This is a genomic window from Mesorhizobium sp. LNHC252B00 (assembly GCF_000502955.1).
GTDB lineage: Bacteria > Pseudomonadota > Alphaproteobacteria > Rhizobiales > Rhizobiaceae > Mesorhizobium.
Genome location: NZ_AYWO01000002.1, coordinates 231,938 through 255,370, shown reverse-complemented (window position 1 = coordinate 255,370; position 23,433 = coordinate 231,938). Strand labels below are relative to the sequence as shown.

Here is a 23,433-nt window from a genome sequence, read left to right as displayed (position 1 = left end):
GCGACGCCGGGCAAGTCCCGCAGCGGGGCCCGCAAATCTTCCTCACCGCGCAAGTGCTGACGGCTAGCCGGCCCGCATTACCCTTTGCGTCGCCACTTTCGTCGCTTCTGGCGCAGCAGGGCCGATTGCTTTAGCATCGCATCATGGATCCTGGGGCACGGCTCCGCCGACGCCGAGAACGCCGGGTGCCGGGCAGATCCGGACGGGCGGTCGATGCCACGGGGAGAAGGCCAATGCAGAAACTGCAATCGCAGGGCGTTCATCACATCACGCTGGTCGGCGCAGGGCGCCAGACCTCGATTGATTTCTGGGAAGGCGTGCTCGGCATGCCGTTCATCTTCGAGCAGCCCAACCTCGACAAGGCGAGCGAAAGCCATCTCTATTTCGATCCGGGCGACGGCCGGCTGATCACTATCTTCACCGATGAGAGCCGCGTGCCGGAGAAACGGCGCACGCCGACCGATCCGGGTTGCGTCCACCACATCGCCTTTTCGGTGTCGCGCGTCACTTTCCTGCAGGCGGTCGCCCGGCTCGACGCGCGCGCCATCAAGCACAGCGGCGTCAAGGACCGCGGCTTCATGGATTCGATCTATTTCGAGGATCCGCTCGGCCTGCTGATCGAACTGGCCTCCTACCGCTTTGAGCCGCCGGCGGGCTTCACCCATGCCGACGTGCTGATGGAGGCGCACAGGCTGCGTGTCGCGCGCGGCGACTACAACATCGCGGAAGTGCACCTCGCCGATGCGATCCAGTCGCTCGTCGAGCGTTCCCGCGCAACCTTGTCGGAAGACCGGGCACCGAAGAACCCATACTGAACAGACCAGAGGGAGGAACATATGGCCAAGACAGCGACGAACAATGCCGGAAAACCCGCGGCCAAAGCAGCCGCCAAGCCGACTGCAAAAGCTGCGGCGAAGCCGGCGGCCAAGACAACTGCCAAGCCCGCCGTCAAGGCGACGGCAAAAGCCGCCCCTAGAGCCAAAGCGAAGCTGGCGAAGAGGCCTGGCGTGAAGCTCAGCATGCTGAAGCCCAGCGTCAACAACATGACGGTTCGGGTATTTGCGCGCGCGGCCGGGCTGGATGCCGCCGAGACCGATGCCTGGGGTCAGACCCGCTCACCGGAATTCATGGCACGAAACCCCGCCCATTTAACGCCGATGATCGAGGACAAGGGCCTCCCCAGGGGCGTGTTGTGGGAAAGCTGCGCGATCATGCAATATCTCTCCAACAAGCACGGGCTGGAGAAATTCTATCCGAAGGCGCCGGCCAAGCGGGCGATGATCGATAGCGCCATGTTCTACCTGGTTGGTACGCTCTACCCCTATGTGGCGCGCGCCACCTATCCGTTACTCGGTTTTCCGCAATATGCCGGCGAGGTCGGTCACAGCGATGCCCACCCGGACAAGAAGTCCGAAGCCCAGAAGGCCGCGATGGCCGCGATCGCCGAGCCGCTGGAAGTCTTTCACAGCTTCTTCAGGGACGGCAAGCCGTTCATCGGCGGCAAGAATCCATCCATCGCCGACATCCGCCTGGCGGCGACACTCGAATTCCTGGCCGTCATCGACTACGTCCTGCCCAAATGGGCGAAGGACTACGTGGCGGCGATCGAGAAGAAGCTCGGCAATGCCTATAGCGAGCCGGCCGGCGACGTGCGCGGTTACATCGCCTATGTGAAGTCGCAGGCCAAGGTCCAAGGTTAGGGATTCGTTAACCAAAGCCCTGTCTACTGCCAGCAATTCACCCCGCGACCACGGATGTACTGGCGCCGAGTGGAAGGAAAGGTCGGCGCAACGCCGGCCTTTTTGCTTTCGTGCGCCATCGCCGCGCGATCTAGCCGCGATCAGGCCACACGAGCCTCGGTGTCGCATTTTTGGCGTCAACTTTTTGCCGACAGATATTGTCATCGCTTGCTTTGGCCCTACCATCCATTTTGGCAGTCCGGCATGGATTGTCGGTCAGGCGTGAGATGAGGGCTGGCGATGAATAGCGTTGCGAGGTGGCTTGCCGCTGCGGGCATGATGCTGGCGAGCGCCGTTCATTCTTCAAATGCGGCTGAACTCAACACCATGAACGATGTCGGGACCGCGATCCAGGCATGCTGGACACCACCGGCGGACGCCGGAACCGCCAGCGTAACCTTGAGCTTCAGCTTCAAGCGGGACGGCACGCTGATCGGCCCACCGAGGCCGACGGCCGTCAAGGTGGAAGGCGATGCCAAGGCGAAAAACTCGTTTGTCGACGCCGCAACAACGGCCTTGCAGAACTGTCTGCCGCTGACGCTTTCGCCGAAGCTGGCGCAAGGAATTGCCGGCAAAGTGTTCACGTTGCAGTTCTCTTCTCCCAAGTGAGCCTGCAATCAGCGCACGCCGCTGTGCCGTAGCGGTGCGCACAGTTAATCCCATGCCGGCTTAGTGGTGGCTGCGCCTTGCTTCGGCATGCCAGGCAAGGTCAGGCGTTTCGAAGACATAGTCGTTCCAAGCCGACTCCGGAACCCGGCCGGCCAGATAGCATTCCAGCAACAGGCTTTGCTCGGGGTTGAGAGGCCTTGGCTCCAGCCCCAGCGAGTGAAACAGATTTCTTGTCAGGTCCGAGACCGTGAAGTGGATCGACATCTGCGTTCTCCTTAGGCCATTCAACTCCGAAGACGGGGCAAAGGTTTCAAGACCAACCGGCGGCAACGGCGGTTTATCACGGGCTCCTCGCGCCGCAGGCCTTCGACGATCGTTGCCACCCCTACGCGCTGAGCGAACGCCAGCCTTGAAACCGACCAGATGGCCCCACTCGACACGCGCGAGCCCTACACCGAGGTGCCGGCGGCCATCAGATACCGCGTGAATTTCAAGGCTTGCGGCTGTCAAACGCTATTGCAGCGAACCCTGTTGCGATCCGGAACAGAGAGGCGTTCACAGCGTTGTGATCGACATCAGCCAGGAGAAACGCCATGGCCACGTTCAGGGAAATGCGGGTGCTGGAGATCGTCGAAGACGACTCCCTGACCACCGAACAGAAAATCGCTGAACTGCGCGAGATCGAATCCGAGGCGCGCGGGCTGCAGCGGGCGGCCACGGAGAGCCCGATGGACGACGATGATGGCTGGCAGGACGATTTGCGTCAGGTTCGTCTTGCACTCGACAAGCTCGGTGCGAAACAGCCGAAAAAGGGTGCAGCCTCGCTGTGAGGCAGTTCGCCCAAGCTATTTGCCGATCGCTTGTTGTTTGAAAGCGATCTAAAGCGCGTCGCGGTTGAACGGATTCAGGCGACGCGCTTTAGGTCTTGTTTTTATGCATGTCGTTTTCCCAAAACCGAGGTCACTTTTGGGCGACATGCATTAGTCGCAGACCATGCGAGCTCTCTTGCCGGGTTCGCTGACGTTCCTGCATACCAGCGGCTTCGCCGGGGTAGACAGGGAGGCTGACGCGGGCAGGCTCGTCTGGTGCCGTCTCGGCGCGGCATGCGTCATCACTTTGCGGTCGGAAAATCGCCTCGACGGTTGTGGCGCCACCGGAAAGGCACTGTTCTCGACCTCGGAAGGCCCGTAGTCGACATTCGGGGGTGGCCGGTCCCAGAATCGCCGGACATCGAGCGGCCTCGGGATGACGACGGTGCCATCATAACTGCGCGAGCAGCCGCTGCCCAAAAGCAGCGCCAGCCCCATGAAAAAAGGCACGATCCATCCAGACATCAGCATTACCCCTGCTAGCGCTTATATAACGGCTTCAGTCCCGCCGACAACCGGATGGAACAACGCACTCGCGTCGACCAATTTGTCCGACGAATCCGTTATGGTTAGCGGATCGTTAATGCTTATCGGGCACATTCCGCCGACGAACCGCGGAGGAGGGTTCGGCCTTGGGTTGTCGGGGTGGGATTGCATGGCGGAAGCGGACGAAACAACCGGCGCGCGCGGCATGCGTGGGCCTCGCAAACCCACAGCGCGTGGCGACGATGCATCATCGCCCGCCACTGGTATGGATTCGGTCGACGTGCTTCGCCAACTGGTCGAAGCCGGTTCGGACTGGGTCTGGGAGATCGATGCCGAACTGCGCTTCTCCTGGCTCTCGCAAAACTACCAGGCAGCCACCGGCCTCGATCCGGCAAACGTGCTTGGCCGGTTTCGCTTCGACTTCCTCAACCAGGTTCTGAACGGCGACCGCAGCGGCGCCGCGCATCTGGAGGATCTGCAGGCGCACCGGCCGTTTCGCGACTTCGTCTATGAACTGAAAGGTGGCAGGGCCGACTGCCGCTGGGTTTTGACATCAGGCTTTCCAAGGTTCGACGGCGAGGGTAAATTCATCGGTTATCGCGGCATCGGCCGCAATGTCACGGCACTGGCCGGTGCCTTCCAAAACCCGCGGCAGGGACCATCGGCGAGCGGCGAACTCGAGCAGCATCTGATCGATCTCGAGCGGACGATGGACGCCATGCACATGGGCGTCGTGCTTCTCGACGCCAGGCTCGACACGTTGATCGTCAACAAGGCCTATCGCGACCTTTCCAGGATTCCCGACGGTGCCGTGACCGTTGGCGCTCCGTTCAGCCTGTTGATGGAACTCAACCGCCGCAACGGCATCTACGGCGACATCGACGAACCGCAATGGCGGCGCTACCTCGCCACCCGCATCGAGGAGATTCACGCCGGTTCCGTAGCGCCTCGCGAGTTTTCCCATGCCGACGGCAGGACGATGATGTTCTCGGTGACAGCGCTGTCCGGGGGCAAGCGCCTGTTGACCTACTATGAGGTCACCGAAATCAAGCACCGCGATGCCGAGATCGAGAGCGCCAACGCCAAGGTCGCCGAGACCTTCGCCAATCTCCGCACCATGGTCGATCAGATGCCGATCGGCATCCTCGTCCTCGATACCGATATGCGCGCCGAAGTCATCAACCGTGCCTTCTACGATTTCTGGCAGATCGACGCGCGGCGTGCCGAGATCGGCTGCAGCTTCCGCGACCTGATGGATGCCAGCCGTGACATTGACCCGTTTGGTTCCGAAGACGCGGCATGGCAGCGGCATATCGCCGAGCGCGAGGCGGAAATCAGGGCGGGCACCGCCGGATCGCGGCAGTTCCCGCGCAATGACGGCCGCACGCTGATATCATCGATGGCGCCGCTGGCCGGCGGCAAGCGGCTGATCTCCTATGTCGACGTCACCGACATGAAGAATCGCGAGGCCGAGGTTGCCGACGCTCTGGAGAAAGCGCGACTGGCCGAAGCAGTGATCAATGCCGTCAAGGATCCGATCTTCGTCAAGGACGACCATCTGCGCTTCGTTTTCGTCAACGAGGCGTTCGCCGCTTTGTTTGGCCAGACGCCGCAAGCCATGCTCGGCAGGCCCGGCGGCGATTTCCTGCCGGCGAATGCTGTGGCGCTTTTCGAGCAGAGCGAACGGGACGTGCTTGCCAGCGGACGCCCGTACGAAGTGGAAGAAAATTTCGAGGCCGATGGCGCCAGCCGTTCGCGCATCGTCAGGAAAAGCCGCGTCGGCATGGCCAGCGGCCGCAATTGCGTTGCCGGTTTCCTGTTCGACATTTCCGACATGAAGCGCCGCGAGACCGAAGCCGAGGATGCGCGCAAGCATCTCGCCAGCGTGCTGGAATCCTTGCCGGCGGCCGTCATCATCTATGATCGTGACGACAGGTTCGTGTTCGCCAACCGCAAGATTCACGATACGCTTCCGGCCTTGAGGCCGGCATGGCAGCCCGGCTGCACATTGCGCGAGGCGCTCGTCCTCGGCCATGCCAACGGCTATTTCCGCAGCAGCGGCGATCCGCAAGTCGACAAGCTCTACGACGACGATCCCGATCGCTGGCTGGATGCGATCCTCGCCCGCTACCGCTTGCCCAATTCCTCGTTCGAGCGCCACAACCCCGATGGCCGCTGGTATCAGGTCTATGACATGCGGACCGTCGATGGCACATTCATCGGTGTTCGCGTCGACATCTCCGAGATCAAGAGCCGCGAGGCGGCGTTGCGCGACTCGATGCGCCAGATCGATCTGTTCCGGCATGTGCTGGACGAGCTCCCGGTCGCCGCCTTCATCAAGGCGCAGGACCTGAGCATCGAGTTCGTCAACAAGGCCTGGTGCGCGATCACCGGTTTTGCCAAGGAGGATGTCATTGGCCGCACCGACCGCCAGCTGTTCGGAGTGCAGGACGCCGATGGCTACAGCGATGACGACACGCAAGTCGCCGTGACAGGCACCGTCAAGGAGGTCGAGGAACCCGTCACCCATCGCGATGGCACGGTTCGACAATTGATGACGCGCAAGAGCCGGTTGGTGGCGCTGGACGGATCGGTGCATCTGGTCGGTTCCAGCACCGACATCACGGATGTCAAGGCGCGCGAGCGCGCGCTGGAAGAGAGCATGCGCGAGAACGAGGTGTTCCGCAGCCTGATCGACAACGTGCCGGTATCGATCTACGCCAAGCGCTCCGATCTCAGGCAGTTCTACGTCAACAAGGGTTGGAGCGATCTCACCGGCTTCGGCAAGGACGAGGCGATCGGCAAGACCGATATCGAGATATTCGGGTCGGACGGCGAAGCGTTCGTCGACAGCGACCTTGCGGTGCTGCGCACCGGTGAGACCCAGGAGGCCGAGGAGACGGTGACGCTTGCCGACGGCAGCGTCCGGCATCAGTTCGCGCGCAAGGGGGCGATGATCGCGTCCGATGGCTCGCTCTACCTGATCGGCTCGACCACCGATATCACCGAGTTGAAGACGCGCGAGGTCGAACTGCGCGAGGCGCGGCAGCGCGCCGTTCTCGCCGACCGCGCCAAGTCGGAATTTCTCGCCAATATGAGCCACGAGATCCGTACGCCGATGAATGGCGTGCTCGGCATGGCCGAACTCTTGGCCAAATCGGATCTCGACCCGAAGCAGAAGACGTTTACCGACATCATCGTGAAATCGGGCAACGCGCTGCTCACCATCATCAACGACATCCTGGACTTCTCCAAGATCGACGCCGGTCAGCTGGTGCTCGACCCGGCGCCCTTCAATCTTGCCGAGGCGATCGAGGATGTGGCGACACTGGTGTCGACACGCGCCAAGGAGAAGGATCTCGAGCTCATCGTGCGCGTTGAGCCTCGTCTCGAGAGCCTGTTTGTCGGCGATGTCGGCCGCATCAGGCAGATTGTCACCAATTTGCTCGGCAATGCAGTGAAATTCACCGACGAAGGTCATGTGCTGGTCGACGTCACAGGCGAGAGGGTTGCGACCGGAACGAAGCTCACCATCTCGGTCACCGATACGGGCATCGGCATCCCCGAGGAAAAACTGAAACTGGTGTTCGAGAAATTCAGCCAGGTCGACACCTCGTCGACGAGGCGTCACGAAGGAACCGGCCTCGGCCTTGCCATCACTTCGCGGCTCGTCGAGCTGATGGGCGGCGACATCGGTGTCGAGAGCGCCGAAGGCAAGGGCTCGACCTTCTGGTTTGCGGTCACGCTGCCGAGCGCCGGACAGCAGGACGGGCAACGCATCATGCCGATCGACGTGACCGGCGCGCGCGTACTGATCGTCGACGACAACGCGGTCAACAGAGCCATCCTGACCGAACAAATGACATCGTGGACGTTCGATTCCTGCGCGGCCGAGAGCGGCGCCGAGGGCCTCAAGGTGCTGATCGCCGCCGCTGCCTATGGCGTGCCGGTCGATTGCGTCGTGCTCGACTACCAGATGCCTGAGATGAGCGGCGCCGAAATGGCGCGGATCGTGCGCAACACCGCCGGCCTTGCCGGCACGCCGATCATCATGCTGACCTCGGTCGACCAGTCGCTCGCCAACACCGGCTATCGCGATCTCGGCATCGATGCCCAACTGATCAAGCCGGCGCGCTCATCGGTGCTGCTGGAAACGCTGGTCGCAACCATCCAGCGGCATCGCCACAACACGACCGGCAGCGACGCCCTGCCGCTCGCAGGCACCGTCCCTTCGGGCGATATGGTGCCACCACAGCCGTCCGCGCCGGCAGAACAGCGGGCGCTGCTGCAGCCTCCCTCGCTACGCCCTCGGCTGCTCGCGACGGGTCGAGACGACAGGCTGGATATCCTGGTGGCAGAAGACAATGAGGTGAACCAGATGGTGTTCACCCAGATTCTCGGCGAGACCGGTTTCGGTTTCGAGATCGTCGGCAATGGCCGCAAGGCGCTCGACGCCTTCGGCCGGCTCAATCCGTGCATGATCCTGATGGATGTCTCGATGCCGGAGATGAACGGGTTGGAGGCGACCGCCGCCATTCGCCGGCTGGAGGAAGAAACCGGCACTCATGTGCCGATCGTCGGCGTCACCGCGCATGCGCTGAAAGGCGATCGCGAACGCTGCCTGGAGGCAGGCATGGACGACTACCTGTCCAAGCCGATCAGCCCCAGGGCCCTGCTCGAGAAGGTCGAGCGCTGGATGGGCGCCAGCCGCCAAGTTCAGCGCAACGCCGGGTAAGGGGTTCTCGCCGTGCCGGTTCGCGAGAACCAGGCAAAGATTCGCGACGCGTCCCACGCGCAGCACTATGGCGCGATCGCACCATATCAAAACTGTGCCTGATCAAGACAATGGCCATATTCGAATTCCGCTCTTCCCAGTTACGGGCGGGAGCAGCGACCGCCAGCATGGAACAGCGTCAACCTACCCCAACGGACCCTGTTTTTCGGCGATGGCCCGGCCACGACATCGTGGCCGCGAGCAACGCGCTCCCGTCCGGCTTTTTTTATAAGGCCGGCTAATCCCAAAACGCCGGCCAGCCTCGGGCCAAACGCAGCAAGTCCCTGATTTCGAGGACAAAGCCGAGCTCCATCAGGAGTGCTGGTCAGGCCACAATTTGTTCATCCCGATCATGCGTTACCGGGGTGACATCAAACTGTCATGCGACTGTAATAATCGAAGGCTATTGGCCTCAGCGGGCGCCGAGAGGAATGGCGCCGAGAGACCATCTTCCGAACAGGAGCAGGCCACATGAGACATTTCATCCGCTCGGCGGCCGTTGCGATCGCAATGGCTACGGCGTCCACTTTCACCCTTTCCACGGCAATGGCAGCTGATCTTTCCGGCGCCGGCTCGACCTTCATCTATCCGGTGTTCGCCAAATGGGCCGACACCTACAAGAAAGACACCGGCGTCGGCCTCAATTACCAGTCGATCGGTTCGGGCGGCGGCATCAAGCAGGTCATCGCCAAGACCGTGACCTTCGGCGCCACCGACAAGCCAATGTCCGACGCCGACCTGGAAAAGAACGGCCTCGTGCAGTTCCCGATGGTGATGGGCGGCATCGTGCCGATCGTCAACCTGACCGGCATCAAGCCGGGCGAACTTGTTCTTGACGGCGCGACCCTGGCCCAGATCTACCTCGGCGCCATCACCACCTGGGATGATGCGGCGATCAAGGCGCTGAACCCGAACCTGACCCTGCCGTCCACCGCGATTGCCGTCGTGCATCGCTCGGACGGCTCGGGCACGACCTTCAACTTCACTAACTATCTGGTCAAGCTGTCGCCTGACTGGAAGGACAAGGTCGGTTCGGACACAGCCGTCGAATGGCCAACTGGCGTCGGCGCCAAGGGCAGCGAAGGCGTTGCCAATACCGTCAAGCAGACCGACGGCGGCATCGGCTACGTCGAGTATGCCTATGCCAAGCAGAATAGCCTTTCCTACTCCAAGCTGGTGAATGCCGCCGGCAAGGTCGTCGAGCCGTCGCTCGAATCCTTCGGCGCGGCTGCTTCGAATGCCGATTTCAAAGGCGCGAAGAACTTCAACGTCATCATCACCAACGAACCCGGCGACACCAGCTGGCCGATCGCTGCTTCGACCTGGGTGCTGATCCACAAGGTTCCCAACGATGCCGCCGCCACCGGCGAAGCGCTGAAGTTCTTCGCCTGGGCCTACAAGGACGGCAAGGATACCGCCAAGGCGCTCGACTATGTCTCGATCCCCGACAGCGTCGTCGACTTGATCAAGACCTCCTGGAAGGCCGACATCCAGGCCGACGGGAAGCCGGTCTTCGCAGGCGAGTAACATCCTTCGAAGGAGCGCCGCAGCGCGGCGCTCCTTTCCCTCAACTCAAAGAGCCGAGCTTCACATGAGCGCTGTCCAGGAAGCCTTGCCAGCCATTCGAGGTTCGCGCGACGCGATCGTCAGACGATTCGCGCTGACCGACGCAATCTTCCACGGGATGACTCGGGCCGCCGCCATATTGGTGCTGGTCCTGCTTGGCGGCGTCGCGATCTCGCTGTTTGCCGGATCCTGGCAAGCCCTGTCGACCTTCGGCTTCTCTTTCCTGACCAGCGAAAGCTGGAATCCGGTGACGGAGAAATTCGGCGCGCTGGCACCGATCTACGGCACCATCATCACGTCGGCCATCGCCATCCTGATCGCCGTGCCGCTCGGCATCGGCATCGCCATCTTTCTCACCGAGCTTTGCCCGCGCCCGCTGCGGCGGCCGATCGGCATGGCGGTGGAACTGCTGGCCGGCATCCCCTCGATCATTTACGGCATCTGGGGCCTGTTCGTGCTGGCGCCGTTCCTGCAGACGACCGTGCAGCCCTTCATCATCGGCGTGTTCCACGGCATTCCCGGCCTTGGCAGCCTGTTTGCCGGTCCGCCCTATGGCATCGGCCTGCTGACCTCGTCGCTGATCCTCGCCATCATGGTGCTGCCCTTCATCACCTCGATCACCAAGGACGTCTTCGACACGGTACCGCCGGTGCTAAAGGAATCGGCCTACGGCATCGGCTGCACGACCTGGGAAGTGACCCGCCGCGTCGTCATTCCCTACACGAGGATCGGCATCATGGGCGGCGTCATGCTCGGCCTTGGCCGCGCGCTGGGCGAAACCATGGCGGTCACCTTCGTCATCGGAAACGCGCACCGCATCTCAACCTCGCTGTTCGCGCCGGCAACGACGATCTCCGCGACCATCGCCAATGAGTTCACCGAAGCCGTCGGCGACCTCTACACCTCTTCGCTGGTGGCGCTCGGCCTGATCCTGTTCGTCATCACCTTCCTGATCCTTGCCATCGCCCGCTACATGCTGATGCGCATCGACGCCCGCACCGGAGCCTGACCGATGTCGACAGCCACATCGCTTCACCAGAGCCGCAAGAGGAAGAATGCCGTGATGATGACGCTGTGTGTCACCGCGGCGGGCATCGGACTTGCCTGGCTGGCGCTCATCCTCGGCGCGCTGGTCTACAAGGGCGCGGCCGGCCTGTCCCTTGACGTCTTCACGCAGATGACGCCGCCTCCCGGCGACGCCGGCGGCCTGCTCAACGCCATCTATGGCAGCGTGGTCATGACGATCATCGCCGTCATCGTCGGCACGCCGATCGGAGTGCTGGCCGGCACCTACATGGCCGAATACGGTCGCTTTTCCAGGCTGACCACCGTGGTGCGCTTCATCAACGACATCCTGCTGTCGGCGCCGTCGATCATCATCGGCCTGTTCGTCTACGAACTTATGGTGCGGCCGATGGGGCATTTCTCGGCAATCGCCGGTGCTGTCGCGCTCACCATCCTCGTCATTCCGGTGGTGGTACGCACCACCGAAGACATGCTCAATTTGGTGCCGAACGCCTTGCGCGAAGCCGGCACCGCGATCGGCGCACCGCGCTGGGTGGTCATCAAGTCGGTCGCCTACCGCGCCGCGCTATCGGGCATTGTCACCGGCATATTGCTGTCGATCGCCCGTATCTCCGGCGAGACGGCACCACTGCTCTTCACGGCGCTCAACAACCAGTTCTGGTCGAGCAATCTCAACGCGCCGATGGCCAGCCTGCCTGTCACCATCTTCCAGTTCGCTCTCAGCCCCTACGAGGAATGGCAGCAACTGGCATGGACCGGCGCACTCATCATCACATTGACGGTTCTTGCGCTCAGCATCGTTGCGCGCAGCCTGACCGGACGCAGAGAGGACAAATGAGCCAGATGTTGTCTCCAGACATGACGATCGCCGCCGAGGCCACCGCCAAGGCCAAGATCGAGGTCAAGAACCTCAACTTCTACTACGGCCAGTCGAAGGCGCTGAAGGACATTACGCTGTCCTTGCCGGAGCGCAGCGTCACCGCCTTCATCGGGCCTTCGGGCTGCGGGAAGTCGACGCTGCTGCGCGTCTTCAACCGCATCTACGAGCTCTATCCCAAGCAGACGGCCGAAGGTCAGGTGCTGCTCGACGGCCAGAACGTTCTCGACCGCTCGCAGGACCTCAACCTGCTGCGCACCAAGATCGGCATGGTGTTCCAGAAGCCGACGCCATTTCCGATGTCGATCTATGAAAACATCGCGTTCGGCATCAGGCTCTACGAGAAGCTGAACAAGTCGGAGATGGACGGCCGCGTCGAGCAGGCGCTGAAGCGCGCGGCACTCTGGACCGAGGTCAAGGACAAGCTTGACGCCAGCGGCCTCAGCCTCTCCGGCGGTCAGCAGCAGCGGCTCTGCATCGCCCGCACCGTAGCGGTGAAGCCGGAAGTCATCCTGCTCGACGAGCCCGCTTCGGCGCTCGACCCGCTGTCGACCGCCAAGATCGAGGAGCTCATCGACGAGTTGCAAGCCGATTACACGATCGTCATCGTCACCCACAACATGCAGCAGGCGGCGCGCGTATCGAAGCAGACGGCCTTCATGTATCTGGGCGAGCTGGTCGAGTTCGACCGCACGGAGAGGATATTCACGTCGCCCCGCGAGAAGCGCACGCAGGACTACATCACCGGCCGCTTCGGCTGAGCTCAGGCATACGAGGAACAGGATCATGAGCGAACATACAGTCGCTTCTTTCGACGAGGATCTCGGTCAGATCAGCAAGCTCATCAGCGACATGGGCGATCTCGCCAGCTCGATGGTCGGCGGTGCGACCAAGGCGCTCTTGAATTCCGACAACGCCTTGGCACAGCGCGTCGTCTCCGATGATGCGATCATGGACGCGCGCCAGCGCGAGCTCGACGACCGCGCAATCACGCTGATCGCCAAGCGGCAGCCGATGGCCGATGATCTGCGCCATGTCGTCGGTTCTATCCGCATGGCCGGCGATCTCGAACGCATCGGCGACCTTGCCAAGAACATCGCCAAGCGTGTCGGCACTGTCGGCCTCAGCGTCACGCCGCGCGACCTTTCGCACTCGATCGATGGAATGGCACAACTGGTGCTGATCCAGGTGCAGGGCGTCATCGAGGAATATGCGGCGCGTGACGCCGCCGCGCTGGCGAAACTGCGTGCCGACGACGAACGCATCGACGTCAAATACACCTCCGTGTTCCGCGAGCTTCTCACCTATATGATGGAAGACCCGCGCAACATCACCGCGTGCACGCATCTTTTGTTCTGCGCCAAGAACCTCGAGCGCATCGGCGACCATGTCACCAACATCGCGGAAAATGCCTATTATGTTTTGACCGGCACGCAGCTGCCGGCCAATCGTCCGAAACAGGACGAGACGACAATGTCCGCGCCCGCGGCATGACGACAGGGGTAACCAGCCGATGATCGCGCCACGCATCATGGTGGTGGAGGACGAGGAGCCGCTAGGCGTGCTGCTCCGTTACAATCTGGAGTCCGAGGGCTATCAGGTCGAGGTCGTGACGCGCGGCGACGAGGCCGAGATCCGGCTGCAGGAGAACGTGCCTGACCTTCTGGTGCTCGACTGGATGGTACCGGCGGTCTCCGGCATCGAACTCTGCCGGCGCCTGCGAATGCGTCCCGAGACCGAGCGGCTGCCGATCATCATGCTGACCGCGCGCGGCGAGGAGAGCGATCGCGTGCGGGGCCTCTCGACCGGCGCCGACGATTATCTGGTAAAGCCGTTTTCGACACCGGAGTTCATGGCCAGGGTCAAGGCGCTGCTGCGCCGTGCCAAGCCGGAACTGCTGTCCAGCGTGCTGAAGGTCGGCGACATCGTGCTCGATCGAGAATCGCACCGGGTCTATCGCAAGAAGAGCGAGATCCGGCTCGGGCCGACCGAATTCCGCCTGCTCGAATTCATGATGCGCCATCCCGGCCGCGTGTTCTCGCGCAGCCAGCTGCTCGACAACGTCTGGGGCGAAACGATCTACATCGACGAACGCACGGTAGACGTGCATGTCGGGCGGCTGCGCAAAGCCGTCAACAACGGCCGCATGCCCGACGTCATCCGCACCATTCGGGGCGCAGGCTACGCGATCAGGGAAGACTAGCCGATAGATCGGAACCAAGGTTCAAATTCGATCAGCAGGTCGTCGCCAATGGCCACGCGATGGCAGACATTCAAGCAGGCGGCATCGAAGTCTAAACTGCCCTTCGCGGTCGCGGGCTCGCGCGTACCTTGACTGGCTGGCGATTGCCTTCCGATCTCCCAATTCGCTTTTCTGCCAGGCTGGCCGCAGGAAGCACGGCCCGTGACACTTTAGTTGGTCACATTGCTATCTTGCCCGCAGACCTCCGATCAAAGTCGCGCGCCTCAAGAAACAATTTGAACTAATATGGCTATGTGCCCGCTAGAGGATGTGGTTTCGCATAAATTCGCAATTTTATTAAAAATTGCATCCGACTAAGAGCGAGTTTCCCTCTTCTTTATTGATTGTATGTGCTCCGAATAGTCAATACGATCTTGGATCTGATGATGATTCCGCGGGAACGATCTCGTTCGTTGCAACGTTGCTTTGAAAGCGGTCGCCGGACGCTGCGCCGAATGATTTGACCAGGTCGGACACTAAAGAGGAAGGATTTCTGATGAGCACGGTCTTAAACGCCAAAGGTATTCCTCTTCCCTACACCGGCGCGTCCAGTCATTGGTTCTCGGCAACCGGAGCCGGGGCCGAACTGCATGGCACTTCAGGCAACGACTCCTTCTGGGGAGACACCGGCGTCTATGTCACGATGTACGGTGGCGCCGGCGATGACTACTATCACCTCTATTCCACCAACAATAAGGCGGTCGAAGATCCCGGGGCCGGGATCGACACGATCGACACCTGGATGAGCTACAAGCTCCCCGACAATTTCGAGAACCTGGTCGTTACCGGCGCCAATCGATATGCGTTCGGAAATGCGTTGGACAACATCATCAAGGGCGGGTCGGGTCATCAGACGCTGGATGGCGGCAAGGGAAATGATGTCCTGATCGGCGGTGACGGCGCCGACACTTTCGCCATCTCCAAAGGAAATGGGAGCGATCTTATCTTCGATTTCGGTGCGACCGATGTGGTGCGCCTTAACGGCTATGACTTCACTTCGTTCGACGCCGTCCGTTCGCAGATGGTTCAGGTGGAATCGAACGTGATGCTGAACCTCGGATCTGACGAGATCCTGGTGTTCAAGAATACGACCATCGACAAGTTGCAGCCCACCCAGTTCGAACTGCCGATAGACAAGTCCGGAATGACGCTGTCCTTCTCCGACGAATTCAACACGCTGAGCCTTCGGGACGGGCAGGACGGCACGTGGAATTCCAATTTCTCGTGGGGCGCGCCGAACGGCAGCACATTGAGCAGCAATGGCGAGTTGCAATGGTATATCGACGCCAATTACGGGCCGACGAGTTCCGTCCACCCGTTCAGCGTTGAAAACGGCGTCCTCACCATCACCGCCGCGCAGGCGCCGGAGGACATCAAGCCTCTGATCAACAACTACGAATACACATCGGGGATACTGACGACCCACGACACCTTCGCGCAAACCTACGGCTATTTCGAAATGCGGGCGGACCTGCCCGAAACGGCCGGAGCCTGGCCGGCCTTCTGGCTGCTTCCGGAAGACGGATCGTGGCCGCCGGAGCTGGACGTCGTCGAAACGCGCGGTCAGGATCCGAACACGCTTTTCATGACAGCGCACACCAATGAGACGGGAGAGCACACGAAGGTTTCGTCCACCGTGAACGTTGCGGACACTGACGGTTTCCACACCTATGGCCTGCTCTGGACAAAGGATGAGCTTGTCTGGACCTATGACGGTGTGAAGGTCGCCCAAGCGGCGACGCCGTCCGACATGCACGACCCCATGTACATACTGGCCAATCTCGCGGTGGGCGGCATTGCCGGCCAGCCTCCTGACCATCTGGCTACTCCAGCGGAGATGAAAATCGACTATATCCACGCCTATACGCTGGACCAACCCTTGGACATGGCAAGCGACCACTCGGTCTAAGCGGCGGCTTCATGTTTGAGGCCATTAGCCGTCAGGGAGCGCGGGGATGATTGGAGAGTCCAGTTTGCGGGCAGTTTTCAGGCGCGCCATCGCCGATGTCGGTGCTTTCTCGTTCCTCATCAACATCCTGCTGTTGGTGATCCCCCTTTATCTGTTGCAGGTCTATGACCGCGTCCTGCCTTCCTACCGCGTCGAGACGCTGTTCTACCTGTCGGCTATCGCGGTTCTCGCGCTAGCCTTTCTCGGTCTCCTCGATGCGGTCCGCTCCATCTACACGCAGCGCGTTGCAGCCACTGTCGACGACAGACTGGGTGCGAGGACATTCGCCGTCTCGCTTGAAGCCAAGTACGCCGGCGGCGCAGCCATGTCTCCACTGCGCGACCTTGCCTCGATATGCGCCTTCATCAGGTCACGCAGCGTGGCGGTCTTGTTCGACCTGCCGTTTGCTCCCTTCTTCCTCACCCTGCTGTACCTCATCCATCCCTTTCTGTTTTGGCTTACGCTGGCAGGGGTTGCGCTGTTGCTTACGCTGGTCCTGGCAAATCAGCTCGCCGTCGGCAGGAACGACGCTTTGTCCGCGGAACGTTCGGCTGTCGCCAGCCTGTCGGAGCAGGCCTTTGCCCGCAACGCGGAGACGCTGCTCGCTATGGGTATGGTCCAAAACGCCGCGCGCGTCTGGGGCAGGCACGTGGCGGAGGCGCTAGTTCTTCATGACCGTTCGTCCACGGCCAACGCGATCTTCAGCGGAACATCGCGAGCCGTACGCATGATCCTTCAGCTGGCGATACTGGGCGTTGGAGCATGGCTCGTGCTGCAAGGGAAGATGACGGCAGGGATGATCTTCGCGTCTTCCCTGGTGTCGTCCCGCGCGCTGCAGCCGCTCGATCAACTGATCGGTTCATGGCGGCAGATCGTCGACGCCAGACGATCGTGGAAGCGGTTGGACAAGGCGCTTTCCGCCCATCCGGCACACGCGCGAAAACTGACCTTGCCGGATCCGTCGGGCGAAATTGTCGTGCAGGGGCTGATCCTTGTCGCTCCGAACGCCACGCCCGGCACCGAACCCATCATCAAGCGACTGAACTTCCAGATCGGCGCCGGCGAAGCGGTTGCGATAATAGGTCCAAGCGGGGCCGGCAAGTCCACCCTGGCAAGATTGCTTGTCGGTGCGATCCAAGCGACCAGCGGCTGCGTCAGGATAAACGGCGCCGACCTCAGAAACTGGGACGAGAAGCAGCTTGGCCGTCATATCGGATATCTCGCTCAGGAGGTGGAGCTCTTTCCCGGATCAATCGCGGAAAATGTCGCCCGCTTTGAACCTGATGCAAGTGACGCCTCTATCGTCGAAGCGGCAAAACGTGCCCAGGCGCATGAACTGATACTGGCGCTGCGCGATGGCTACCAGACCGGAATAGGTCCGTCGGACAGAACACTGTCGGGCGGCGAACGCCAAAGGATCGGGCTGGCGCGCGCCTTTTACGGCAATCCGCGTATTCTTGTGCTGGATGAGCCCAGCACACATCTCGACGGCAGCGGCGAAGCCGCGCTCGAAGACGTGCTTGCCGCGGCGAAAGGAGCGGGCGTTACGACGATCGTGATAACGCACCGCCCTTCGGTCGCCGCAGCCTGCGACCGCGTGATGCTTCTGCGCAGTGGAGTGATCGAAGCCTTCGGTCCAAGCGGCGACGTGTTGCGGCAGCCGATCGCCGGCATCGGCCTTCCCCCGAAGCGCAGCATGGCGGTGACAGGGTCCTTTGTAACGACGATCCGCAGCACCCCTCATAACGTCCGCTTTGGATCCTAGAAGATGGCAGCACAGAGTCTCGTCTGGGAAGGCAAAGCGCGCACCGACATCCGGCGGGTGGCTTTCGCCGGATATGCGGCAACAGCGATATTGATAGGTTGTTTTGGCTATTGGGCGGTCAGTGCACCGTTGTCCGGCGCGGTCATCACGCAAGGCACAATCTCGGCGACAGGCGGAAACATCCTCATTCAGCATCCTGAGGGCGGTATCATTCAAGCGTTGCTCGCCCATGAAGGCGATCGCGTGCAGCAGGCCCAGGATCTGATCCTGCTGGATAGAACGGCCGCGCAAGCCGAGCTCAACCGGCTGACGAGACAGTCGATCGCGTTGAAGGCGAGCGCCTCGCGGCTGGAGGCGGAACGCGACGGATTGGACCAGCTTGCGCCAATCACGGGGGCCGCGCCAGCACCGTTCCAGGACGATTTCGAGATTCTGGTTCGAGAACAGCAGAAGGAATTCAATGCCAGGCTCGCCCGGTTTCGATCGGAACAATCGATCCTCGCGCAGCGGGTTGCCATGCATCGCCAGTCTGTCGTCGGATTGCAAGCCCAGAAACTGGCCGTCCAGCAACAGGCCGAAGTGGTGAAGAAAGAGCTCGGCATCAAGACCAATCTGCTGGACAAAGGCCTCACCAATCGCACTGAATATTCGCAGCTTTTGCGCAGCGAAGCCGATCTCGTCGGGCAGGCAGGGGCGCTGGAGGCAAATCTTGCAGCGGCCAACACCCAGATCGTCGAAGCCCAGGAGCAAATCGAGCGCCTGACCACGCAACGCGTGGAGGAAGCCCTGACGAAGCTCGACGAGGTACGGTCTTCGCTGGCCGACATCGACGAACAGATGCGGGCGTCCGAGGCAGTGCTGCGGCGGACGACGATCAAGGCACCGGCAGCGGGCATCGTGGTGTCGTCCACCTATAATTCCAAGGGCAGCGTGATTGCCCCCGGCGAGAAGATCATGGAGATTCTGCCTACGACATCGGGTCTGGTCGTCGATGCACGGCTGCCGCCGAAAGACATCGACCAGGTTCGTGTCGGCCAGCCGGCAAGACTGCGACTATCAGCGTTGAACATGCGGCTCACGCCTGAGATTTCAGCCATCGTGACACAGGTTTCCGCAGACCGGCTCATCGACCAGGTTACGCATGAAGCGTATTTCCGCGCGAAGCTGAAAATTGCCTCCGCCTTGCCGCCCGGCGTGAAAGCGGAGCAGCTCTATCCTGGAATGCCGGTAGAAGCGTTCATAAGTACTGGCGACCGGAGCTTTTTCGAGTATCTCGCACGGCCAATGCGCGATTCCTTCGCTCGCGCTTTCACGGAGCGGTAGATGTCGCGGACCGCGCAATCGATCGGCGCAGCAATGACTGCAAGGGACTTGGCTGTGAGAGTTCAACCGAGGACGTGCTAACTTCCGCCTAGCGTCGAACTCGGCTGTTCACAATTATTGGCTTTTGACCCTGGTCTCACGCGACACTCTTTCCGGCGCTCCCTCTCGCCAGCACACCTGGCGCAAAAATCTCCTGGTCGACGAAGGTCAGTGCCCGCATGGCGCAGCCTTCGCGGATCAGCGGCAGTTCGTTCGGCTCGGCCTCGAAGGAAATCCATTCGGAATGCTGGCCGCCGGCGGTCTGGGCGATGGCCTTGCGCAATGCCGGCTCGATCAGGTCGAAGGCGGCGGCGCTGACGCCGACCATGGCGACGGGCGCCGGATCGATCAGCGCGAAAAGGCTGCCGAGACCGTAGCCGAGGGCTTCGCCGGCCTTGCGATAGGCCTCCCGTTCGGGCCCGTCACTTTCGCGGGCCACAGCCGCCAGCGAGCGCATGTCGGCGTCGCTGACATCGGCGACGGGTTCCGCGTCCTCACCCAATTGCCTTGCATTGCGCCAGATGGCGTAGTTGCCGGCATAGGCCTCGACGCAGCCGCGCCGTCCGCAGCGGCAGAGCGCGCCGTTCGGCCGATGGATCATATGACCGAACTCGCCGCCCGACGAGTGGGTGCCGGTGAACAATTCGCCTTTCAGCACCAGGCCCATGCCGATGCCGTGCGACAAAAGGATGGCGATGAAATCGTTGCGGTAGCGATCGGGATCGCGCCAGCGCAGCGCGATCGCCATCATGTTGCAGTCGTTCTCCATGGTGGCGGGGATGCCGAACTCGTCTTCGAGGATGTCGGCGAAGGCGATATCGGTGTGCGGCGTGATTGGCGACCACAGCATGGCGCGAGCACGGGTGTCGGTGATGCCCTGGATCGCCAGCGCGATGCGGGCGATCCTGTGAACGTCAAGATCGGGATCTTCGAAACGACGCCGCACGATTGCCGTGCATTCGCCGATCAGCGCGTCGCGCGCTATGGTCAACGTGTCCAGCCGGCGCTGTTCCTCTGATATCACCTGGCCCGCATAGTCGATGACGGCGACGGAGAGAAAATTCAGCGACAGCACCACGGTCATCACCGCTGCCGCTTCCGGGTTGAGGCTGAGCCCGACCTGGGGCCGGCCACGTTTGAGCGAGCCGGCCTCGCTTGGCTTGCTTTCTGTCAGGATGCCTTCACCGATCAGGTCGGAGGAGATCGCCGATATGGTCGAGTGGCTGAGGCCCGTGGTTGCGGCGATCTCGGTGCGTGAAGGCTGTCTGGCGCGGCGGACAGCGGCGATCACCATCGCCCGGTTGCGCCGGCGCAAATCGTCGTGGCGGATTCCGACCGACATGTCTGTTCAAGTCCTCCCGGTCGCCGCGGTTCTCCGTCCCCTCGAACGCTGTCGGCAACGCTGTCAAATACTGGCAGAAGCCGCCCGGCCTGTCATTTATTTATTCCGGAGCTCGAAAAAAATTCGCAGACACATCAAAATCCCTCAGAATCGATGTTGACAGCGTTCGGGTGTTGGATCAGTATTTTTTCGAGGCTCGAAAAAATAGAGCCTTTGTGCCGGCCTTAGGGTCAGTTTGGTCGCGCCATACGCGGCGCAGGGAGGATAATATGAAAAGATTCACAGCCGCCATCCTGGCGGGTGTCGCCATGTCGCTGACGCTCGCGTCAGTCGCGCAGGCGAAGGACAAGGTCATCGGCGTTTCGTGGTCCAACTTCCAGGAAGAGCGCTGGAAGACCGACGAGGCCGCCATGAAGACGGCGATCGAGGCAGCCGGCGACAAGTACATCTCCGCCGACGCGCAGTCCAATCCCGGCAAGCAGCTTACCGATGTCGAGAGCCTGATCTCGCAGGGCGCCAATTCGCTGATCATCCTGGCGCAGGATGCCTCGGCTATCGGCCCGGCGGTACAGAAGGCGCTGGACGAAGGCATTCCGGTCGTCGGCTATGACCGGCTGATCGAGAACAAGGACGTCTTCTATCTGACCTTCGACAACAAGGAAGTCGGCCGCATGCAGGCCCGCGAAGTGTTCAAGGTCAAGCCGGAAGGCAACTATGTCTTCATCAAGGGCTCGGGTGCCGATCCGAATGCCGACTTCCTGTTCGCGGGCTCGATGGAAGTGCTCAAGGAAGCCATCGACAGCGGCAAGATCAAGAATGTCGGCGAGGCCTATACGGACGGCTGGCTGCCAGCCAATGCCCAGAAGAACATGGAACAGTTCCTGACCGCCAACGACAACAAGGTCGATGCCGTGGTCGCGGCCAATGACGGCACCGCCGGCGGCGTCGTGGCGGCGCTGACGGCTCAAGGGTTGGCCGGCACCGTGCCGGTCTCGGGTCAGGACGGCGACCACGCCGCGCTGAACCGCANGACGCGCGCGAACTCGGCAAGAACGCCGCCGAGATCGCCTCGCAGCTTGCCGATGGCAAGAAGACGGGCGACATTGCCGGCGCCAAGGACTTCACGACGCCGGGCGGCAATACTGTCAAGTCGCTGTTCCTGACCCCGGTTGCCATCACCAAGGACAATCTCAACGTCGTCATCGACGCCGGCTGGATCAAGAAGGACGAGGTCTGCGCGGGCGTCGCCGCCGGCACCGTCGCAGCCTGCAACTAAAGCTGGGCTCTCTCTGCATTCTCAACGCCGCGGCCCAAAAGCCGCGGCGTTTTCTCAAAAAGATTTGTGTTTCCGCATCACGCGGATAGCTTCTAGGCTGGTTCCGGTATTCGCGTCAGACGGCCCGCCGGTTGGGAGGAAATCATGACCGACACGACGTCCAACCTACCTGCTGCAAATACCCCCGCAGACCAGGCGCGTGCGTCCGAACTGAGCACTGTCGGACGCTTCCTCAAGGCAACCGAACTCGATACGCGCATGCTTGGCATGGTTGGTGCGTTGCTGGTCATCTGGGTTGGCATTCACATCTTGTCGGGCGGACTTTTCCTGACGCCGCGCAATCTCTGGAACCTGTCGGTGCAGACCTCCTCGGTCGCGATCATGGCAACCGGCATGGTGCTGGTCATCGTCATGCGCAACATCGACCTTTCGGTTGGTTCCGTCGAAGGCGTGATCGGTATGATCATGGGCGTGGCGCAAGCCGAATTCCTCATTCGTGTCATCGGCTTCCAACTTGGAAATCCCTGGCTCTGGATCATCGCCCTGGCCGCCGGTGTGGTGCTCGGCCTTGCGATCGGCGCCTTCCAGGGCTTCATCATCGCCTATCTTGAGGTTCCTGCCTTTATCGTGACGCTGGGCGGTCTTTTGGTTTGGCGCGGCATGGCATGGCTGATCACCAACGGGCGCACGGTCGCGCCGCTTGACGCCACCTTCCAGCTGATGGGCGGCGGGCCGCGGGGCTCGGTCGGCGCCACCGCCAGCTGGATCATCGGCGTCGTCGCTTGCGTGGCTGTCGCTTTCGCGCTGCTCAACGGCCGCTCGCAGCGCAAACGGTTCAACTTTCCACTGCGGCCCGTCTGGGCGGAGATCTTCCTCGGCGTGGTCACCTGTGCGGCCATCCTTGGGGCCGTCTGGATCGCTAATTCCTATCCGTGGCCAATCGGCATCGTGCGCCAGTATGCGCAGCAGAACGGCATCACCATTCCCGAAGGTGGGCTGTTCATCGCCCACGGCGTCGCCATACCGGTGCTGATGGCGGTCGCGGTCGGCATCGTCATGACTTTCATCACCAGGCGCACCCGTTTCGGTCGCTACGTCTTTGCAATCGGCGGCAATCCGGAGGCCGCCAATCTCGCCGGCATCAACACGCGCTGGGTGACTATGAAGGTGTTCATGATCATGGGCGTGCTGGCCGCGATCAGCGCGGCGATCTCGTCGGCCCGCCTCAACGCGGCGACCAATGCGCTGGGCACGTTGGACGAGTTGCTGGTGATCGCCGCCGCCGTCATCGGCGGCACCTCGCTTGCCGGCGGCTCCGGAACGGTGCTCGGCGCCATGCTCGGCGCGCTGCTCATGCAGTCGCTGCAGTCCGGCATGGTGCTGCTTGGCATCGACTCGCCGCTGCAGAGCATCGTCGTTGGCGCCGTGCTGGTCATCGCCGTCTGGCTCGATACCGTCTATCGCAAGCGGGTCTGAGCATGATCCCGAGAAGTGAAAACGGTTTTCTCGGACAAACGGAAATCGTTTGTCCAGAGATCATGCTCAAGCAGGA

Annotated in this window: 18 protein-coding genes and 1 pseudogene; 16 read left to right on the top strand and 3 right to left on the bottom strand. The window is 61.7% G+C overall.

The features are described from left to right. Nucleotides 1-233 precede the first annotated feature (233 nt). The 3 genes from X744_RS165450 (at nt 234) to X744_RS165460 (ending at nt 2,348) form a co-directional block, all read left to right on the top strand. Nucleotides 234-815 (top strand): VOC family protein, encoded by a 582-nt coding sequence (locus tag X744_RS165450; protein WP_023757408.1) that lies wholly within the window; start codon nt 234-236, stop codon nt 813-815. Between the two features lie 21 nt (nt 816-836). Then, nucleotides 837-1,700, top strand: a complete 864-nt coding sequence (locus tag X744_RS165455) for a glutathione S-transferase family protein (protein WP_023757407.1) — start codon at nt 837-839, stop codon at nt 1,698-1,700. A 279-nt stretch (nt 1,701-1,979) separates the two neighbouring features. After that, nucleotides 1,980-2,348, top strand: coding sequence for a hypothetical protein (locus X744_RS165460; protein ID WP_023757406.1), 369 nt, complete (start codon nt 1,980-1,982; stop codon nt 2,346-2,348). A gap of 60 nt (nt 2,349-2,408) precedes the next feature. Here the strand turns inward: X744_RS165460 and X744_RS165465 are convergent, their stop codons facing one another. Beyond that, nucleotides 2,409-2,612, bottom strand: coding sequence for a hypothetical protein (locus X744_RS165465; protein ID WP_023757405.1), 204 nt, complete (start codon nt 2,610-2,612; stop codon nt 2,409-2,411). Nucleotides 2,613-2,941: 329 nt separating this feature from the next. Between X744_RS165465 and X744_RS165470 the strand changes: the two genes are divergently transcribed. Next, nucleotides 2,942-3,178, top strand: coding sequence for a hypothetical protein (locus X744_RS165470; RefSeq protein ID WP_023757403.1), 237 nt, complete (start codon nt 2,942-2,944; stop codon nt 3,176-3,178). A gap of 150 nt (nt 3,179-3,328) precedes the next feature. Here X744_RS165470 and X744_RS165475 read toward each other — a convergent pair whose 3' ends face one another. After that, nucleotides 3,329-3,682, bottom strand: coding sequence for a hypothetical protein (locus tag X744_RS165475; RefSeq protein ID WP_023757402.1), 354 nt, complete (start codon nt 3,680-3,682; stop codon nt 3,329-3,331). Between the two features lie 190 nt (nt 3,683-3,872). On the opposite strand from X744_RS165475, the gene X744_RS165480 reads away from it, so the two are divergent. The 10 genes from X744_RS165480 to X744_RS165525 all read left to right on the top strand — a co-directional run bounded on the left by X744_RS165480 (nt 3,873) and on the right by X744_RS165525 (nt 19,224). Beyond that, nucleotides 3,873-8,438, top strand: a complete 4,566-nt coding sequence (locus tag X744_RS165480) for a PAS domain-containing protein (protein WP_023757401.1) — start codon at nt 3,873-3,875, stop codon at nt 8,436-8,438. 510 nt (nt 8,439-8,948) lie between these two features. Beyond that, entirely contained in the window at nt 8,949-10,004 is a 1,056-nt protein-coding gene (pstS, locus tag X744_RS165485) for a phosphate ABC transporter substrate-binding protein PstS (protein WP_023757400.1), read from the top strand. 64 nt (nt 10,005-10,068) lie between these two features. Next, a complete protein-coding gene (gene pstC, locus X744_RS165490; protein WP_023757399.1) occupies nt 10,069-11,052 on the top strand; it encodes a phosphate ABC transporter permease subunit PstC in 984 nt (327 codons plus the stop codon). Nucleotides 11,053-11,055: 3 nt separating this feature from the next. Then, entirely contained in the window at nt 11,056-11,907 is an 852-nt protein-coding gene (gene pstA / locus X744_RS165495) for a phosphate ABC transporter permease PstA (protein WP_023757398.1), read from the top strand. After that, the gene (pstB, locus tag X744_RS165500) at nt 11,904-12,707 is read left to right on the top strand and encodes a phosphate ABC transporter ATP-binding protein PstB (protein WP_023757397.1); all 804 of its coding nucleotides are present in this window, start codon (nt 11,904-11,906) and stop codon (nt 12,705-12,707) included. The genes pstA and pstB overlap by 4 nt, the downstream gene beginning before the upstream one ends. Nucleotides 12,708-12,732: 25 nt before the next feature. Continuing rightward, nucleotides 12,733-13,440: a phosphate signaling complex protein PhoU gene (gene phoU, locus X744_RS165505; RefSeq protein WP_023757396.1), complete on the top strand. Its 708-nt coding sequence runs from the start codon at nt 12,733-12,735 to the stop codon at nt 13,438-13,440. Between the two features lie 19 nt (nt 13,441-13,459). Beyond that, nucleotides 13,460-14,149 (top strand): phosphate regulon transcriptional regulator PhoB, encoded by a 690-nt coding sequence (gene phoB / locus X744_RS165510; protein WP_032906962.1) that lies wholly within the window; start codon nt 13,460-13,462, stop codon nt 14,147-14,149. Nucleotides 14,150-14,684: 535 nt separating this feature from the next. Further along, nucleotides 14,685-16,097, top strand: coding sequence for a family 16 glycosylhydrolase (locus tag X744_RS165515; RefSeq protein ID WP_023757394.1), 1,413 nt, complete (start codon nt 14,685-14,687; stop codon nt 16,095-16,097). 64 nt (nt 16,098-16,161) lie between these two features. Beyond that, the gene (locus tag X744_RS165520; protein WP_245266415.1) at nt 16,162-17,901 is read left to right on the top strand and encodes a type I secretion system permease/ATPase; all 1,740 of its coding nucleotides are present in this window, start codon (nt 16,162-16,164) and stop codon (nt 17,899-17,901) included. Nucleotides 17,902-17,904: 3 nt separating this feature from the next. Beyond that, entirely contained in the window at nt 17,905-19,224 is a 1,320-nt protein-coding gene (locus tag X744_RS165525; RefSeq protein ID WP_023757392.1) for an HlyD family type I secretion periplasmic adaptor subunit, read from the top strand. Between the two features lie 136 nt (nt 19,225-19,360). Here the strand turns inward: X744_RS165525 and X744_RS165530 are convergent, their stop codons facing one another. Continuing rightward, a complete protein-coding gene (locus tag X744_RS165530) occupies nt 19,361-20,605 on the bottom strand; it encodes an ROK family protein (protein ID WP_023757391.1) in 1,245 nt (414 codons plus the stop codon). Nucleotides 20,606-20,874: 269 nt separating this feature from the next. Here X744_RS165530 and xylF point away from each other — a divergent pair. Together xylF and X744_RS165535 are read left to right on the top strand one after the other, a co-directional pair. Then, nucleotides 20,875-21,881: pseudogene (gene xylF / locus X744_RS01000000169225) on the top strand (D-xylose ABC transporter substrate-binding protein). 144 nt (nt 21,882-22,025) lie between these two features. After that, nucleotides 22,026-23,357 carry a sugar ABC transporter permease gene (locus tag X744_RS165535; RefSeq protein WP_023757390.1) on the top strand — a complete coding sequence of 444 codons (1,332 nt, stop codon included), beginning with the start codon at nt 22,026-22,028 and terminating at the stop codon, nt 23,355-23,357. The last annotated feature ends 76 nt before the right edge of the window (nt 23,358-23,433 follow it).